Raw genomic sequence first — 15,023 nt, 5'->3', positions numbered from 1 at the left:
CGGCGGACGGGCCGACGGGGCGACGGGCGACGGGGCGACGGGGCGACGGGGCAGGCCGGACAGGGACTTGGCGGACGCGGGCCGGTCAGCGGCGGAGGACGCCGGAGTGAGGGACCGGCACGGTGACCGGATCCGACACGGACTCCGTCCGTGCGTCCTACGGTGTCCGGGTGAATGACGTGAGCCTCGACGCGTACTGTTCCGAAATCAGCTCCCGGACCGACGAGTTGCGCGCCGCCGTGCGGTGCGCCGAGGCAGGCCCGGCGGGTACTCCCGTTCCCACCTGTCCCGGCTGGTCCCTCACCCAGCTCGCCCGGCACGTCGGCGGCACCCACCGCTGGGCGGCGCGGATCGTCCGCACCCGGGCCACCGGGCCGGTCCCTCACGACCTGGTCGACGACGTCTTCTCGGCCGGCCCCGAGACCCCAGCCGCCCTGGACGCCTGGCTCGCCGACGGCGCCGCGGAGCTGACCGGCGCTCTCCTCGACGCCGGTCCCGACGCCCCGGTGTGGACGGTCGCCCCGAGCGGCACCGCGCGCTTCTGGGCCAGGCGGATGACCCACGAGACGACCCTGCACGCCGCCGACGCCGCCTTCGTCACGGACGCCCCCTTCGCCGTACGCGAGGACCTGGCCCGGGACGCCCTGGACGAGTGGATGGGCTTCGGTTCGCTGCCCCGGGTCCTGGAGGCCGCCGGGCCGGACGCCCCGCCGCTCACCGGCCCCGACCGCACGCTGCACCTGCACGCGACCGACGTCCGTCGGGCCGAGTGGCTGGTGGACCTCACGGGTGAGCCGATCACCTGGAGCCACGCCCACGAGAAGGCCGCGGTGGCGGTACGCGCCCCCCTCACCGACCTCGTGCTGCTCCTGTACGGCCGCCGCACCCCGGCCGACCCGTCCGTCGAGGTGTACGGGGACGCCGACCTGCTGACCCTGTGGCTGGCACGATCCGGCTTCTGGCTCCGCAAATAGGTCCCCTTCGTTCCCTTGGGTCGCCGGGTCACTTCACCGGCCTACTTGACTGGCCTACTTGACTGGCCTACTTGACTGGCCTACTTCACCGGGGGACTCGCCGGTGTCCCGGCCCCCGGCCAGCCGCAGTGTCACCAGGGCCGCCGGTCCCGCCAGGATGCCGAAGGTGAGGGCGGCCGGAATGCCGGTGCCGAGCTTCGAGAACAGGTACACGGGGCCCCACACGTCGACGGTGTCGTCGATCGCCATGTGCAGTACCTGGCTCGCCAGCAGTCCCCACACCGTTGCGCAGACCGCGCCCACCGCCATCGCGGGGACCGTGGTCCGGGTCAGCAGGCCGGGCAGCAGCCGCAGCGCCCACCACACCACGACCAGCATGAGCACGTCGACGGCTCGGTACAGCAGCCAGTCGCCGAGCGGTCCGGTCGCCGGGTCCGTCCACGCGCCGAGCAGCAGCCACTGACGCAGCAGGTCGCCGGGCTCGGACAGCAGGCCTCCGCCGCCGAAGGACGTCTGGATCCAGGCCGCGACCGACTGGTACGAGAGGATCACCACCGACAGCGCGACCACCGCGGTCCCGACACTCGCGGCCAGGCGGGCGGCACGCGGCGGCACACTCTGCCGGGGCTGCGGCTCCGCGTCCTTGGCGGTGAGACGCGCGACGAGCACCGTGACCACGGCGGTCAGCAGCCCCACGAACACCGTGACCGGCCCGCTCGACGCGATCACGCCCGCCAGCTGGGGCAGGAACCGGTAGCTGCCGTGGCCCCGGGACACGATCAGCCACGGCGCGGAGACCGTCACGGCCAGCGTCGCGGCCACGGGAGCCCAGGCCCACACCGCGAGCAGCGTGGCGGGCGTGCGGCCCTGCGTCGGCGGAATTCTGTGGACCAGGAGCAGCGCGCCGGCCACGAAGAACACGAAGACCGCCACGAACCTGATCTGCAGGGCGGTGCTGTACAGATCGCTGTACCGGGTGGCTCCGGTCGAGGCCGCGTCCCCGCCCGCGGCGCCGTCCGACAGCGACCCCGTCGGCGGGTCGTACGACCAGGGTGCGAGCCATCGCCGGAGTTCGGTCACGGACTGGACGTCGAAGACGCTGCTGGTGCCGCGCAGTTGGAGTGCCTGCGCGCTCGCCCCCGCCCACCACAGCAACAACGTGATCAGCAGACCGCCGACCAGTGCCGGTATCACCGCGCGCCGATATGTCATGGTGCCTTCCCCCGTCTTGATCCTCTGTCGGTGATTGTTTCAACCAGCCGAAGAGTAGGGGGTGATGATCAGTTGCGGCATGTGCCTTGTGCCGCCGGTGGCGGCCGGAGGGGCGAGTCCGGTCAGTGTCCGGCTGACAGTTCGCCGCTGAGCTTTCCGTGGAGGTGAGCGCTGGGTTCGTTCGGGCCGGTGATCTCCACGGTCTTGCCGCGCTGGGCGTACCTGGTCTCGACGGTGTCCAGGGCGGCGACGGAGGAGGCGTCCCAGATGTGGGCGTCGGACAGGTCGATGACGACCCGGTCGGGGTCGGTGGCGTAGTCGAACCGGCCGACGAGGTCGTTGGAGGAGGCGAAGAACAGCTCGCCGGTCACGCGGTGGACGACGGTGGTGCGGTCGGGATCCGTGACGGCGGTGACCTCGGCGAGGTGGGCGACGCGCTTGGCGAAGACGACCATGGCGGTGATCGAGCCGACGACGACGCCGATGGCGAGGTTGTGGGTGGCGACCACGCAAATGACGGTGATCACCATGACGGCGATCTCCCCCGGCGGGCATCCGCTTGAGTGACTTCGGGGCGACGGAGTGCCAGTCGAACGTCGCGAACGACACCATCACCACCCGCCGGGTACCGCCGGCAGCCTGCGCCTGGGGCTGGACATCCTGGCCGATCGGCTGCGCGACTACCCACGCGCCCTCTGCTTCCTCAACGCCCCACCGACACCCTGCCCGCGACGCCGACCGACTCCGGCCTGGGAATCACCGCATGACCTCCACCCCCTGTCCGCCGGCGGAGTTCACCCTGACCGTCCAGGCCGCCGACGCGCACACGCTGCGTGTGGCGATCCACGGATACCTCGACCACGACACCGGCGACGGAGCCGACCTACCTCACCCGCCTGCTCGAAGTCACCGGCGTCATGGGCCACTTGACGCAGCACGCGCGGAGCGGGCTCTCCCGAGGCTGCGATCCCCTGAACTGCGAGCGGCCCGCACCCGTCGACGGGTGCGGGCCGCTCGTGTCAGTGGCCGGATCCGTGCCGGCCGCCCAGTTGGTCGCGGTGGCGCGGATCGCCCAGGTATGTGTCGGCGTCGAAGACGGGTGCCGACTTGGCCTGTGCCTTCGTCCGGGCCAGCTGCACGATGCGGGCTTCGTGGTCGATGCCCAGGACCTCGCCCGACGGGATCACCACGTCCTTGCCGAGTACCCACAGGCCGGTGTGCACCACCAGGAAGCGCGGGCCGAGGTCCCTGGAGTACTTGCTGACCTTGCCGACGTGACCGTCCGTGGCGTCGACCTGGTATCCGGTCAGGTCGTCGTCCGGGGTGTGGCCGGCGGTCGGCACGTGGTGTGCGCGGTATTGGCTCACGATGTCCTCCCTGTCGTCCTGTTCCTGCTAGTGCCCGCTCAGGCGGGTGACAGACGTGCGGGAGACGTGCGGAAGACATGCGGGAGACGTGCGGGAAACATCACGGCGCCCGTCGCGGGGCTACGCCGTCCACACCCGTTCCGCGTAGTCGACGAAGTTGCGCCCCATGATCTTCTCGATGCGGCCGGAGGAGTAGCCGCGCTGTTCCAGCAGCCGTATCAGCTCGCGGAACTGGTCCACGCCCCGCAGGTCGACCACGAAGGGATAGGTGTCCGCCCGTTCGCCGGCCGCGGAGACCCCGGCCTCCTGGCGCTGCGCCACGTGCTCGGCCAGCCGGGCGCGGTAGGCGTCGAGGTCGTCGATCGCGGTGACGGGCCCGTCGGTTCCGATGCCGACGTGGTCCTCGCCGCAGACGTCCACGGCGTGCGCGATGTGCTCGACCACGTCGGCGGCGCGCGCGTGGCCGGTGGGGCTGAGGAACGGCATGAAGTAGATGCCGACGAAGCCGCCGCGGGAGGCCACCAGACGCAGTTCCTCGTCGGACTTGTTGCGGGGCAGATCGGTCAGCGCGCGACACCCCGTGTGGTTGATCGACACGGGGACACGGGAGTGCGTGGCGGCGTCCAGACAGGTCCGCTCACCGCTGTGCGACAGGTCGACCATGACGTGGTGGTCGTTGAGGGCGTCGATCACCTCGCGTCCGAACGCGGTCAGCCCCGTGCCGGACGGTGCCATCGAGCCGCCGCCGAGGTGGTTGGCCTGGTTGTAGGTCAACTGGACGACGCGCACCCCGCGTTCGGCGAAGGTGGCGATCCGGGCCGCGTCGTCCCCGACGGCCACCGCGTTCTGGAAGCCGTAGATGACGCCGACGCGTCCGTCGCAGGCGGCCGTGCGGATGTCGGCGACGCCGGTCACCTTCAGCAGGTCGTCCGGATGCCGGTCGATGATGCCGTCCCAGATGTCGATCTCGTGCAGGGTGTGTTCGTAGGGCGGCAGGTCACCCATCACATAGCCGAGGGTGATGTTGACGGCGGTCAGGCCGGAGGCTCTCGCCTCGGCCAGCGCCCGGGTGTCGACGGTGTACTGCTCGCTGGTCGGGTTGAGGTCTCCCGCCGCCGCCATCGACTGCGGGGCGTTGGGGTTGTCGAGCTGTCCCAGCGCGTTGATGATCAGGGGCGTGCCGGTGCCGGTCAACGGGTCTCCCGGGATGGGGTGGTGGCGTAGGCGGCGCGCGGGAAGCGGCGGCCCCGTTTGACGGTGAGGGTGATGGTGCGCAGGTGGTCGATGTCGGCCAGCGGATCCCGCGCGAAGACCGCGAAGTCGGCCAGTTTGCCCGGCTCGACGCTGCCCGTCAGGTGTGCGGTGCCGGCGCTGCGTGCGCCGACGAGGGTCGCGGAGCGGAGCACGTCCGGGGCCGGGATGCCGCATCGCCTCACCAGGAAGGCGAGTTCCTCGTAGAGGGCGGGGAACGGCTCGCCGGGGGCGGTCTCGTAGTCGGTGCCGGTGGCCAGCGCCACGCCCGCCCGGTGCGCCTGCGCCGTGAGCGCGATGGCCAACTCGGTCTGTCGGCGGGCACGTTCGGCGCTCTCCGGGTCGTCGCCTGCGAGCTCCGCGCTCGCCCACATGCCGGCGGTCGCGTCCAGGACGACGTCCCGCTCCCGCATCCGGGCGAAGAGCGCGTCGAGCCGCGCGTCCTCGCCGGTGACCAGACTCTCGTGATCGACGGCCGGCTTGTTCTTGTAACTGGTCAGCGGCTCCTTGGCGGCCTCGTGGGCCAGCAGGGTCACATGCGAGACAGTGTCCACGCCGGCCGCGACGACCTCGCCGGGCGTGGCGGGGAACACGGCCGCGTGCGCCCACACCGGGATGCCCTGCCGGTGCGCCTCGGCGGTGACGGCGGCGACGAGGCCCGCTTCCAGGTCGGCGTAGACCTTGATGGCCGACGCGTAGGTTCCGCGGGCCAGGGCCACTGCCAGAGGGAGGTCGGTCGCGTCGGTGACGGCCTGCATCCAGGGCACGTGTCCGGGGACGGCGCCCTGGGTCACCTGGTGGGTGCGGGGGTCGTCGAAGAAGCCCGGGCCCGCCATGAGGGCCGCGTAGTGGATGTCCGGGGCGGCGATCTCGCCCACCAGCGCGGCCCGCGCGAGGTCCCCGACCTGACGCAGGTCGTCCGCCATGTCCCGCACGGCCGTGACGCCGCTGTGGACGAGGCGGCGCAGGACCGCTTCGGCGGCCGGACGGTCGGGCGGAGTGGCGAGGTGCTGGTGCGCGTCGATGAGGCCGGGCGTGACGAAGTGACCGGTGAGGTCGACGACTTCGGCGCCGTCGGCGAGGGCGGCCGCCACGTCCGTCTCGTCCGCGACGGACCGGATCACGGAACCGTCCACGACGAGCGACACGGCGGGCCGGGGCGCGCTGCCGGTCCCGTCGAACAGCGTGAGGTCGCGGTAGACCACCAACTCGCCGGCCTCGGGCGGCGCGAAGGGGTTCGCCGCCCCGGAACTCTCGTTCGTCAAGGTCACCACTCTCGATCTGTTACGCTCTACGTAACAACGTTCTCGCTACTCGAAACACGCGATACCCTACCCCTGAATCCCGGCGCCGGACACGCCCCGTCGGGACGGTCCGTCCGGTCACCGGGAAGGGTTTCGATGCCGCAAGCGACGCAAGCACCGCGAACGGCCGTGGACAAGGCGCTGGACCTGGTCGAGGCCGTCGCCCGCGCCCCCCGGCCGCCCCGGCTCACCGACCTCGCCGACGAGGTCGGGCTGCACCGGGCGACCGCCTACCGCGTCCTCGTGGACCTGGTCCGCCGCGGCTGGGTGCTGCGTGTCGACGACCGCTATCTGCCGGGCACCGCCGTCCTGCGCCTGTCGGCCCGGGCGGCGCACAACTCGCTGACCTCGCTGGCCCGCCCGGTGCTGGAGGACCTCTCCGCGCGCACCGGCATGATGGTCAACCTCCAGGTCCTCGAGAACGACGGCTCCCGGGTGGTGGACGTGATCCGCCCGGACCGGCTGGCGATGATCAGCACCCTCCGGGACGAGGCACTGCCCGTCCACCGGTTCGCCGGCCCTCTCGCCCTGGTGGCCGCACTGCCCCCGCAGGCACGCGGCCCCTACCTCGACGTGGCCCGCAAGGCGGGACATCCCCTGGACGGCGACGCGGGTCTGCTCGCCGACCTCGAGCGGACCGAGGCCGACGGGTTCGCCGTCGAGCACGGCCGCAACGAGCAGTTCGTCGCCTCGCTGAGCCGCGCCGTCGTCCCGGTGCCCGGGGCACCGGTGTGCGCCGTCACCGTGGTCGGGCCGGATGCCGAGATCGACGAACCCCGGATGCGCCGCCTGCGGGAGGAACTCGCCTCGGCGGTGGACACCCTCCGCGGCCTGCTGTCCGGCCCGGGCACGGCGAGCGGCGCGTGAACGACGTCCTCGTCCTCGACCGGGCGGCCACCGCGGCGGCCCTCGACCCGCGCCTCCTGATGGCCGCCGTGTCCGACGCACTCGTCGCCGTGGCCCGGGACACGGTGTCCGCGCCGCCCCGGATAGCGGCCTTCGCGCCCGGCGGTCTGCTGGGCGCCATGCCCGGATACGTGCCGGGTCTCGGCCTCGCGGCGAAACTCGTGTCGGTGTTCGCCGACCCCGCCCACCCCGGGCGCAGCACCCACCGGGGCATCGTGGCCCTCTTCGACCCCGAGGACGGCCGTCCCCTGGCCGTCATGGACGCCGAACCCGTGACGGCCTGGCGCACCGCGGCGGCAGCCACGCACAGCGCCTGGACCCTGGCCCGGCCCGGACCTGTCGTGGTCGTCGGCACCGGCGCCCAGGCGCGGGCCCAGGTCTCCCTCCTCGCCGCGCTCCGCCCCGCCGAACCCGTCACCGTCGCGGGCCGCTCCCCCGAAGCGGCCCGCGCGCTGGCCGCCCTGCACCCGGCGGGCCGTGCGACGGACGACATCGAGACCGCCGTACGCGAGGCGTCCACCGTGTACTGCTGCACCGGCGCGACCCGCCCCGTCCTGCGCCGCGCATGGCTCGCCCCGGGCACCCACGTGAGCTCGGTCGGCGGCTCGCACGGGCCCGAACTCGACGACGACACCATCCGGGACGCCGCACTCTTCACGGAGTGGCCCGGTGCCGCCGCCACTCCCCCGCCCTCCGGCGCCCACGAGTTGCAGGGGCTGCCGAGGGACAGCGCCGTCGTCCTCCTGGGCTCCGTCCTGTGCGGCGAGGCGCCCGGCCGGACCTCCCAGGACCAGCTCACCGTGTTCAAGTCCACCGGCCACGCCGCCCTGGACGTGGCCGCCGCACACGTCGTCCACCGTACGGCGACCGGTCGCCGTACGGACGAGCCGCCCCGCTAGCGCGTCGGCGCCGGGAGCCGCCGAATCCCCACGGACCTCGCCCGGCACCCGTTCGAACGATTCGACCCGCGCGGCCCGGCACAGCACCGCCGTGCCCCCACATCACACCCGCCACTCCCACAACATCCGAGGTCAGAGCGCCGCAGCGGTCCTCATCAGGGAGTTCACGGAAGTCTCTGCGCACGGTCCGACACCCGCATAGCGTGCGGTGACCCGAACACACGAACCCCCTCCCCATGTTCGCGCGGGCCGCACCTCTTGGGGCCCACGACCCAGTAGGAGATCTTGGGATGTCCTCCGACAGCTCGGACTTATACCCGGCGCGGCACCGGCCCGGACGGCACGCCTCCCCCACCGCGATCCCGCGGTGGGCCGCCCCGCCGGACGACACACGCCTGCCGGACGACACGCGCCTGCCCGCCGACACGCGTCTGCCGGAACGTGCCCAGCAGTGGACCGGCAGACACCGCGACCTCCGCCGGCTGCGCCGGGCCTGCCGCTGGCAGCGGCGCGTCGCCACGTTCGCCGCGCTCGGCTACTTCGCCGTCTTTCTCACCCTCACCGTCGAAGCCCCCGCCGTCATGACCCGCCTCGCCCCGGGCGGCCTTCCCACCGGACTCTGCCTCGCCCTGGTCCAACTGCCGGTCACCTGGCTGGCCGTGCTCCTCTACGAGTACACCGCGCGCCGGTACGTCGACCCGCTGGCCCGGCGCGTACACCGCCGACCCGACCCCGTCCCGCCCGAGGAGCCACGGCCGTGACGGACTTCGACGGCTCCGCGCAGTCCTGGTCCCTGGTGGCGTTCTCGAGTGTCGTGGCCCTGACGCTCATGCTGTGCGTGCTGACCGGTCCCGACCGCGACGACCTCGACGAGTTCTACACCGGCTACCGCTCCCTGTCGCCCCTGCGCAACGGCCTCGCCATCGCAGGTGACTACATCTCCGCCGCCACCGTGCTCACCATCGGCGGGGTCATCGCGCTGTGCGGCTACGACGGTGTGGTACTGGCCCTGAGCACCGTGCTGTCCCTGCTTCTCCTGATGGTCCTGCTGGCCGAACCCCTGCATCACACCGGCCGGTTCACCATGGCCGACGCGCTCGGCAGACGGCTGCCCGGCCGCGCGGTGCGCATCACCGCGTGTGTGGTCACCCTCGCCTCGCTGGTGCCGATGATGGTCGTACAACTGGCCGGGGTGGGCCAGTTGCTGGCGTACGTCCTCGGTTTCTCCGACAGTGCGATGCGGACCGGCTGCATCGTCGGGGCGGGCACCCTGATGATCAGCTACGCGGCCATCGGGGGCATGCGCGGCACCGCCCTGATCCAGATCCTCAAAACGGTGATCCTGCTCGGCTCCGGCCTGGTCGTCGCCGGACTCATCCTGCACACCTTCGGCTGGAGCCCCCGGAACCTGTTCCGGACCGCCGCCCGCGGCAGCGGCGCCGAGGAGAACTTCCTGCGCTACGGCCTGCAGTTCGCCAACGGGCCGCACCGCGGCCTCGACATGGTGAGCACCCAGTGCGCCATCGTGCTGGGCGGCGCCTGCCTGCCGCACGTCACCATGCGGATGTACACCGCCGGCAGCGCTCCCCAGGTGCGCCGCGCGATGTCCTGGGCGATCTCGACGGTCACCCTGTTCATCGCCGTGATCACCGTCATCGGCGTGGGCGCCACGGCCCTCATCGGGCGCGCGGGCGTCGCCGGAGCCGACCCGCGCGGCAACACCGCCTACCTGCTCGGTTCGCGCGCCGCGTTCGGGATGCACCTGTCGCGCCCGGAGAGCCTGTTGTTCGCCACCGTCACGACGGCGATCTTCCTGACCCTGCTGGCCTCCGTGGCCAGCATGACGCTGGCCTGCGCCAACTCCCTGGCCCACGACATCGCCGCGGCCCGCCCGAACGTCTCGCCGCTGCGCGAGATGGCCCTGGCGCGGCTGGCCGCCCTGGCCGTGGGCCTCCCCGTCATCCTGCTCGCCGTCATCGCCCAGCACCGCAGCCTGCAGCCGCTCGCCACCGTCTCCTTCTGCCTCGGCGCGTCGGCCATCGCCCCCGCCCTCGTCTACAGCCTCTTCTGGCGGCGCTTCACCCGCGCCGGCCTGCTGTGCACGCTGATCGGCGGGTCGGTCAGCGTTCTCGTCCTGATGACCGGCACCAACCTCGTCTCCGGCTCTCCCGGATCGGCTTTCCCGGAAGTCGACTTCAACTGGTTCCCCTTCACGACCACGGCTCTCGTCTCGGTACCGGCGGGCTTCCTCTGCGGCCTGCTCGGCACCGTCCTGTCCGGCAGGAAGGCGACCGCACGCGAACGGGAGCGCTACGCCGCCATCGAAGCCGTCCTCCTCGCCGGACCGCCAAGCCCCAGGAGCCGCTGAACCCGCCCGGCCCGAACCGGACGGGCCCGAACCGCAGCCGTGTCCCCGAGCCGAGCATGATCGTTACTCCTGTTGCCGAACGGCCACCGCCCGGTGCGCGCATCGGCAGCCACTCATGTGCGCCTCCGTCCGAGGCACACGCACCGTCAGCCGAGAGGAACAGCATTGGTGAGCGGCTGGATCACCGTCGGTCTCGGAACCGCCGCCGCGCTCTGCCCGCTGCCGGGCACCTGCGGACCCGCGGTCGTCGTCGACACCACTCCCACCACCACGCACGTGGTGGTGTGTTCCGACGACGGCTGGGTCGAGATCGGCGCCCCCTCCCGACCTCGGCCCGCCGCCCCTTCGTCGCCTCCGCACGCACCACGGCCACCACGCACGCCGGCCGTTTCGGCACCGGTGGAACAGCCGGCTCGGGCGGCACACGCAACGCGCCCTGTCGACGCCCCACCGGCTCCGCCCCGTTCGGCAGCCCCACTCCCCCGGCCCGTCGAACGCCCGGTGCCCGCGCCGGAACCGCCGCCCGAGGCCGACGCCACCGACGACGCGCCCGCCCCTGCGCCGACTCCCGCGCCGGCGCCCCGCGCCGCACCCTTCCGCTGGGTGCCCCGCTTCCACTACGGCGGCGGCTCGGCACGTCCGGCACCCGCCGGCCTGTCCACCACGATGACCACCGTCGTGATCACCACCCCGGCCATCCTGGCCGCCGCCGCGCTACGCCCGGGCTCCCGGCGCCGCAACGGCGGCTGACCCGCCCACGGGCCGCCCTTCACCTCGTCCACTCAGCTCGCCCATCCGCTCATTTCTCATCTGCTCATCTGCTCATCTGCTCATCTGCTCATCCTGGAGTCCTGCTGTGCCGGAATGGCTGATCTACACCCTGGCCTGCGCGCTGGTCTGCGCCTTCGTGGTCGCCGCCACCGTGATGCGCCACCGCCGTGTGGCGGACGACGAGGACACCTCGCAGACACCCGACGTCCTCGAGTACATGGTGATGATGGTCGGCGTGGTCTACGCCATCGTCCTGGGCCTGGCGATCGCCGGCGTCTGGGAGGCCCGCGGCGCCGCCGAGGACACCGTGCAGCGCGAGGCCCAGGCGCTGTACGAGATCAACCAGCGCCTGGACGTCTACCCCGCCGCCTTCCACACCCGGGTCCGGCAGCACATCGACGCCTACGCCCGGCACGCCGTGACCGCCGAGTGGCCGGCCATGGAGGACGACGGTCCGATCGACGCCACCGGGGGCCGTCTGCTGACCCGCATCCGCAGCGACATCGCGCACCACACGCCCACCGACGAACTCCAGGCCCAGGCCTACCAGCCGCTCCTCGACCAGGTCGCCGCCGCCGACGACGCGCGCCACCAGCGCCTCGACAGCGCCGGCAGCACCCTGCCGGGGGTGGTCTGGTTCGGCCTGATCGCCGGCGGGATCGTCACGCTCGGCCTGCTCTACGCCCTTCAGATCCGTCGCTCGGCCCGGGAGTTGATGCTGGCCACCGCGTTCAGCGCCCTGGTGGTCTTCCTGCTCTTCATGGTCTGGAGCTTCGACGCTCCCTTCGGCCACTCCGGCACCGACTCGGCTCAGCCGTTGCAGGAGCTGTTCGCCGGCACGACCTGAGACGCACACCTGGATCATTCACCGGACGGGCGACAGCCCTTGGGCCGGATCGACCTGGGTGAACGCTCGTCGGCTGTGCACGACCAACTCGCGCACAGCCGGGTTGTGCGTGCTCTTCCAGATCAGTGCGAGCACCGCTGGTGTCTCGATGTCGTCGATGACGCGCGCGGTGAGCCGGTCACCGTAGCTCGCGGCCATCGACTCGCTGAGGACTGCGACACCCAGTCCACGGGAAGCCAGATCGGCAATGGCATCCGCGGCGCCGGCCTGCAGCCCGATCGCGGGTTGCAGGCTCTGTGCGGCACAAGCGCGGTCGAGCACCGCGCGCAGGCCGGTGCCGGCGGGCATGCAGACGAGCGGATGGGCGACCAGATCGCGCAGAGTGACCCGGCGCTGTTTCGCCAACGGGTGCCCCGCGGGAACAGCCGCCACGAGCCGCTCGCTGATGACCGTCAGTGAGTCCAGCCCCTCCGGGGCGGCGCCTGCGGTGCCGACGAGGGCCAGATCGACGACGTCGGCGCGCACTCCCTCGACGAGCCTGTCGGAGTTGTCCTCCAGCAGTGAGATCTCCACACCCTGATGCAGCCGGTGAAACGCGGCGAGGGCGTCGAACAGCGGGGTGAGGGTGCAGCCGATGACCATGCCGACCGTGAGCCGGCCCCGGATCAGACCGGTCACCTGTCCCACCACCTGGCCGACCGCCTCGGCTGCGGCCAGTGCGGCGCGGGCATGTTCGAGCGCGGCACGTCCCGCGACGGTCAGGGTGACGGTACGCCCCGACCGGTCGAACAGCTCGGCACCGAGTTCACGTTCCAACTGGCGGATCTGCGCGCTGACGCCGGACTGGCTGATGTGGACCCGCCCGGCCGCCCGGGTGAAGTTCCGCTCCTCGGCGACCGCGACGAAGTATTCGAGCTGCCTCAGATCCATGACTACAGATTCTAGCTTCCAGAAAATCCATCTGTTGGACTTCTGATCGGCGGCCGACAAGGCTGGAGAGCATCGAAGCCGAAGTTCAGGAGGAACCCGTGCAGGAGTACGAGAAGGCCGAGCGGCCCGAGGACATCACCCGCTTGTTCGTCGAACGGTCCAACGCGGGTGACGCGGCCGGGGTCGCCGCGCTCTACGAGGAGGACGCGGTGCTGGCCTACCCGCCCGGCCGGCTGACGGTGGGGCGGGAAGCGATCCGCGCCCTGTGGGAGAAGGTTCTGGCCAACCGCCCCCGCTTCGAACCGGAACCGCCGCTGCCGACGCTGATCAGCGGCGACATCGCCCTCACCTCGACCCCGCCGCGGGACGGGGCCGGCGCCCGGGCACAGGTCGTCCGACGCCAGTCCGACGGGACCTGGCTGCGCGTGCTCGACCAGCCCGAGTTCGCCCCGCCCGCCCGCTGACGCCGCGCAGCGGCGACTCAGGGGAACCGACGACATGCCGGGCGGTCGCTTCGCTGCGCAGGTCCGCACGCGACCGGCTCGCGGGGTGCGGGAGGGCGGCAGGGCCCACCGGGGCGCGCGGCCGCCGAACCGCGCTCACGACTCGTCGCCGTCCTCACGACGCAGGAGGGCCAACTGCCGCTGGACGGCGGCGGTGACCCTGCGCTCGTCGTCCGTGGCGAGAAGGTCGAGCAAGGCCCCTCGGAGTACCGCCAGCGTCAAAGTGCGGCGGATGACACCGTCCTCGGCGTCTCGCTCCGACGGCGGCTGACAGGCGGCCAGGACGTCGAGCCAGTCGTCCACGGTGGCCTTGGCGAACCCGGCCCAGGGGCCGTCGGGTTCGACGAGGGAGCGGGTGTAGGCCTCGGCCCACAGACGCAGCAGCGGGCGGTGCTCGTCGGCGGCGAGCCAGGTCCACACCTGATCGGCCGCCGGAACCAGGCCGACAGGGCGGTCGGCCTGGCGAAGTCGCGCCAGAAGCGCCAGTTCATCGGCACGACCCCGCTCCAGCAGGGCGCGCACGAGTCCGTCCTTGTTGCCGAAGAGGAACATCAGCACCCGCGTACTGGAGCCGATGGCCTCGGCCAGCGGGCGAAGCGACAGGTCGGCCAGACCGTGCGTGAGCGCGTACTGGTAAGCGGCCTCGAGCAACTGGGTCTGGCGCGGAGAGGGGTTTGCGGTTTCCGGGGACATGGTCCTAGCCGCTGTGGACCACGAACAACCTCGTGTCCGCCCGCAGGATCTACGAACACTTCGGTTTCCTCCTCGCCGACGAGGAACCCCATCACGGTTTCGGCCACGACCTCGTCAGTCAGAACTGGACCCTCGACCTCCATGACGGCCTTGCGGAGGAATGAACGACCCTGCGGCCGCGCACACTTGGTGATGCCGACGCACGGATCGCTCCGGCCGCAGCCGTCAACGGACTGTCGCCGGTGGTCGCCGGGCGCGGCCCCGCATCACCGCCGGGCCAGCTCCGCCAGCCACGGGTGTCCGGGATGCACAAGGTCCAGCCACTCGCCGAGGCGATCCCGCCGCGCCCGGCCCAGCAGCGGAAGCACTTCGTCGAAGTCCGCCCGATCCTTGGGCCGGGTCGCCTTCGCCTTGAACAGCAGCACCAACTCCGGTATCAGGTAGGGGATTCCGTCCGCCGTCCGCTCGATGATCGCGTCGTACGGCAGCCGCAGACTCTCGTCCCGTCGGCAGACCCACGTCATGCCCTCGTGCGGCTCGCGAAAGACGTCGAACAGGAACCGGCCGCTCACCGGATCCCGGAGCCAGGTCTGGTACGTGGCCGCCAGTGCCTCGGTTCCCGCCCCCGCCCAGACCCGTCCCGAACCCACCGCGTCCCAGGCGTACTCGGGGAAACGGTCCCGGATCTCGGGAAATCCCGCCGCGGGCACCGCGATCTCCAGATCACCGTGCGGCCGCGACGGCGCCCCGCGAAACAGATCCAGCGCCCACCCCGCGGCGATGCACCAGGGCGCGCCCACCCCACCCAACCGCTCCGCTGCCCGCTCCGGCGCCCAGGCATCCGCCCACCGGGCCTGCAGTTCGTCCGCATCGGGCACGGTGCCGCCGGGCGGCAGGGGTTCGGTCATCGGCACAACCTACTGGGACCGCTGGTTGACGTCGAGAAAATTGACCCACGATCCTGACGCCAAAGTGCACCCCCACGCCGGTCGATCGAC

Annotated in this window: 16 protein-coding genes and 1 pseudogene; 9 read left to right on the top strand and 8 right to left on the bottom strand. The window is 72.0% G+C overall.

The genetic code is table 11. The features are described from left to right. Window positions 1-170: 170 nt before the first annotated feature. A complete protein-coding gene (locus OG933_RS41895) occupies window positions 171-974 on the top strand; it encodes a maleylpyruvate isomerase family mycothiol-dependent enzyme (protein ID WP_405632491.1) in 804 nt (267 codons plus the stop codon). 54 nt (window positions 975-1,028) lie between these two features. On the opposite strand, the gene OG933_RS41890 is transcribed toward OG933_RS41895, so the two are convergent. The 5 genes and pseudogenes from OG933_RS41890 to OG933_RS41870 form a co-directional block, all read right to left on the bottom strand. After that, complete coding sequence (locus OG933_RS41890; protein WP_362532136.1) at window positions 1,029-2,186, bottom strand: hypothetical protein; 1,158 nt, start codon at window positions 2,184-2,186, stop codon at window positions 1,029-1,031. A gap of 122 nt (window positions 2,187-2,308) precedes the next feature. Beyond that, a pseudogene (locus tag OG933_RS41885) lies at window positions 2,309-2,804 on the bottom strand (STAS domain-containing protein); the annotation flags it as partial. A gap of 401 nt (window positions 2,805-3,205) precedes the next feature. Continuing rightward, entirely contained in the window at window positions 3,206-3,553 is a 348-nt protein-coding gene (locus OG933_RS41880; protein WP_362533925.1) for a PRC-barrel domain containing protein, read from the bottom strand. A gap of 120 nt (window positions 3,554-3,673) precedes the next feature. Next, on the bottom strand, window positions 3,674-4,747 hold the full coding sequence (locus OG933_RS41875; RefSeq protein ID WP_405632488.1) for a dipeptidase: 1,074 nt from the start codon (window positions 4,745-4,747) through the stop codon (window positions 3,674-3,676). Continuing rightward, the gene (locus OG933_RS41870; protein ID WP_405632486.1) at window positions 4,744-6,075 is read right to left on the bottom strand and encodes an amidohydrolase family protein; all 1,332 of its coding nucleotides are present in this window, start codon (window positions 6,073-6,075) and stop codon (window positions 4,744-4,746) included. The genes OG933_RS41875 and OG933_RS41870 overlap by 4 nt, the downstream gene beginning before the upstream one ends. A 129-nt stretch (window positions 6,076-6,204) precedes the next feature. Between OG933_RS41870 and OG933_RS41865 the strand changes: the two genes are divergently transcribed. The 6 genes from OG933_RS41865 to OG933_RS41840 all read left to right on the top strand — a co-directional run bounded on the left by OG933_RS41865 (window position 6,205) and on the right by OG933_RS41840 (window position 11,899). Beyond that, window positions 6,205-6,975, top strand: coding sequence for an IclR family transcriptional regulator (locus OG933_RS41865; RefSeq protein WP_362533915.1), 771 nt, complete (start codon window positions 6,205-6,207; stop codon window positions 6,973-6,975). Then, window positions 6,972-7,913: an ornithine cyclodeaminase family protein gene (locus OG933_RS41860; protein WP_405632483.1), complete on the top strand. Its 942-nt coding sequence runs from the start codon at window positions 6,972-6,974 to the stop codon at window positions 7,911-7,913. Before OG933_RS41865 ends, OG933_RS41860 begins: the two co-directional genes overlap by 4 nt. A 290-nt stretch (window positions 7,914-8,203) precedes the next feature. Next, window positions 8,204-8,674, top strand: coding sequence for a DUF485 domain-containing protein (locus OG933_RS41855; protein ID WP_405632480.1), 471 nt, complete (start codon window positions 8,204-8,206; stop codon window positions 8,672-8,674). Further along, the gene (locus OG933_RS41850) at window positions 8,671-10,281 is read left to right on the top strand and encodes a cation acetate symporter (RefSeq protein ID WP_405632479.1); all 1,611 of its coding nucleotides are present in this window, start codon (window positions 8,671-8,673) and stop codon (window positions 10,279-10,281) included. The genes OG933_RS41855 and OG933_RS41850 overlap by 4 nt, the downstream gene beginning before the upstream one ends. A 501-nt stretch (window positions 10,282-10,782) precedes the next feature. Beyond that, entirely contained in the window at window positions 10,783-11,031 is a 249-nt protein-coding gene (locus OG933_RS41845; protein WP_362533903.1) for a hypothetical protein, read from the top strand. Window positions 11,032-11,137: 106 nt separating this feature from the next. Beyond that, the gene (locus OG933_RS41840) at window positions 11,138-11,899 is read left to right on the top strand and encodes a hypothetical protein (RefSeq protein ID WP_405632476.1); all 762 of its coding nucleotides are present in this window, start codon (window positions 11,138-11,140) and stop codon (window positions 11,897-11,899) included. Window positions 11,900-11,917: 18 nt separating this feature from the next. Here OG933_RS41840 and OG933_RS41835 read toward each other — a convergent pair whose 3' ends face one another. Beyond that, window positions 11,918-12,829 carry a LysR family transcriptional regulator gene (locus OG933_RS41835; RefSeq protein WP_405633687.1) on the bottom strand — a complete coding sequence of 304 codons (912 nt, stop codon included), beginning with the start codon at window positions 12,827-12,829 and terminating at the stop codon, window positions 11,918-11,920. 98 nt (window positions 12,830-12,927) lie between these two features. Here OG933_RS41835 and OG933_RS41830 point away from each other — a divergent pair, with 98 nt between their 5' ends. Next, window positions 12,928-13,293, top strand: coding sequence for a YybH family protein (locus OG933_RS41830; protein ID WP_405632474.1), 366 nt, complete (start codon window positions 12,928-12,930; stop codon window positions 13,291-13,293). Between the two features lie 135 nt (window positions 13,294-13,428). Here the strand turns inward: OG933_RS41830 and OG933_RS41825 are convergent, their stop codons facing one another. Further along, the gene (locus OG933_RS41825; RefSeq protein WP_405632473.1) at window positions 13,429-14,025 is read right to left on the bottom strand and encodes a TetR/AcrR family transcriptional regulator; all 597 of its coding nucleotides are present in this window, start codon (window positions 14,023-14,025) and stop codon (window positions 13,429-13,431) included. Between the two features lie 32 nt (window positions 14,026-14,057). Between OG933_RS41825 and OG933_RS41820 the strand changes: the two genes are divergently transcribed. Continuing rightward, on the top strand, window positions 14,058-14,189 hold the full coding sequence (locus OG933_RS41820) for a hypothetical protein (protein ID WP_362533890.1): 132 nt from the start codon (window positions 14,058-14,060) through the stop codon (window positions 14,187-14,189). A 102-nt stretch (window positions 14,190-14,291) separates the two neighbouring features. Here the strand turns inward: OG933_RS41820 and OG933_RS41815 are convergent, their stop codons facing one another. Then, the gene (locus tag OG933_RS41815; protein ID WP_405632470.1) at window positions 14,292-14,933 is read right to left on the bottom strand and encodes a nucleotidyltransferase domain-containing protein; all 642 of its coding nucleotides are present in this window, start codon (window positions 14,931-14,933) and stop codon (window positions 14,292-14,294) included. Window positions 14,934-15,023: the final 90 nt, after the last annotated feature.

It is taken from the genome of Streptomyces sp. NBC_00016 (assembly GCF_045040885.1).
GTDB lineage: Bacteria > Actinomycetota > Actinomycetes > Streptomycetales > Streptomycetaceae > Streptomyces > Streptomyces coriariae.
Note: the sequence above shows the minus strand (reverse complement) of the source record. Positions and strands in the feature narration are given on the sequence as shown.

What these genes read in the sequence shown, in the direction of transcription:
- OG933_RS41890 (WP_362532136.1), bottom strand. Translation starts at nt 2,186, where the DNA reads ATGACATATCGGCGCGCGGTGATACCGGCACTGGTCGGCGGTCTGCTG.
- OG933_RS41865 (WP_362533915.1), top strand. Translation starts at nt 6,205, where the DNA reads ATGCCGCAAGCGACGCAAGCACCGCGAACGGCCGTGGACAAGGCGCTG.
- OG933_RS41855 (WP_405632480.1), top strand. Translation starts at nt 8,204, where the DNA reads ATGTCCTCCGACAGCTCGGACTTATACCCGGCGCGGCACCGGCCCGGA.
- OG933_RS41835 (WP_405633687.1), bottom strand. Translation starts at nt 12,829, where the DNA reads ATGGATCTGAGGCAGCTCGAATACTTCGTCGCGGTCGCCGAGGAGCGG.
- OG933_RS41825 (WP_405632473.1), bottom strand. Translation starts at nt 14,025, where the DNA reads ATGTCCCCGGAAACCGCAAACCCCTCTCCGCGCCAGACCCAGTTGCTC.
- OG933_RS41815 (WP_405632470.1), bottom strand. Translation starts at nt 14,933, where the DNA reads ATGACCGAACCCCTGCCGCCCGGCGGCACCGTGCCCGATGCGGACGAA.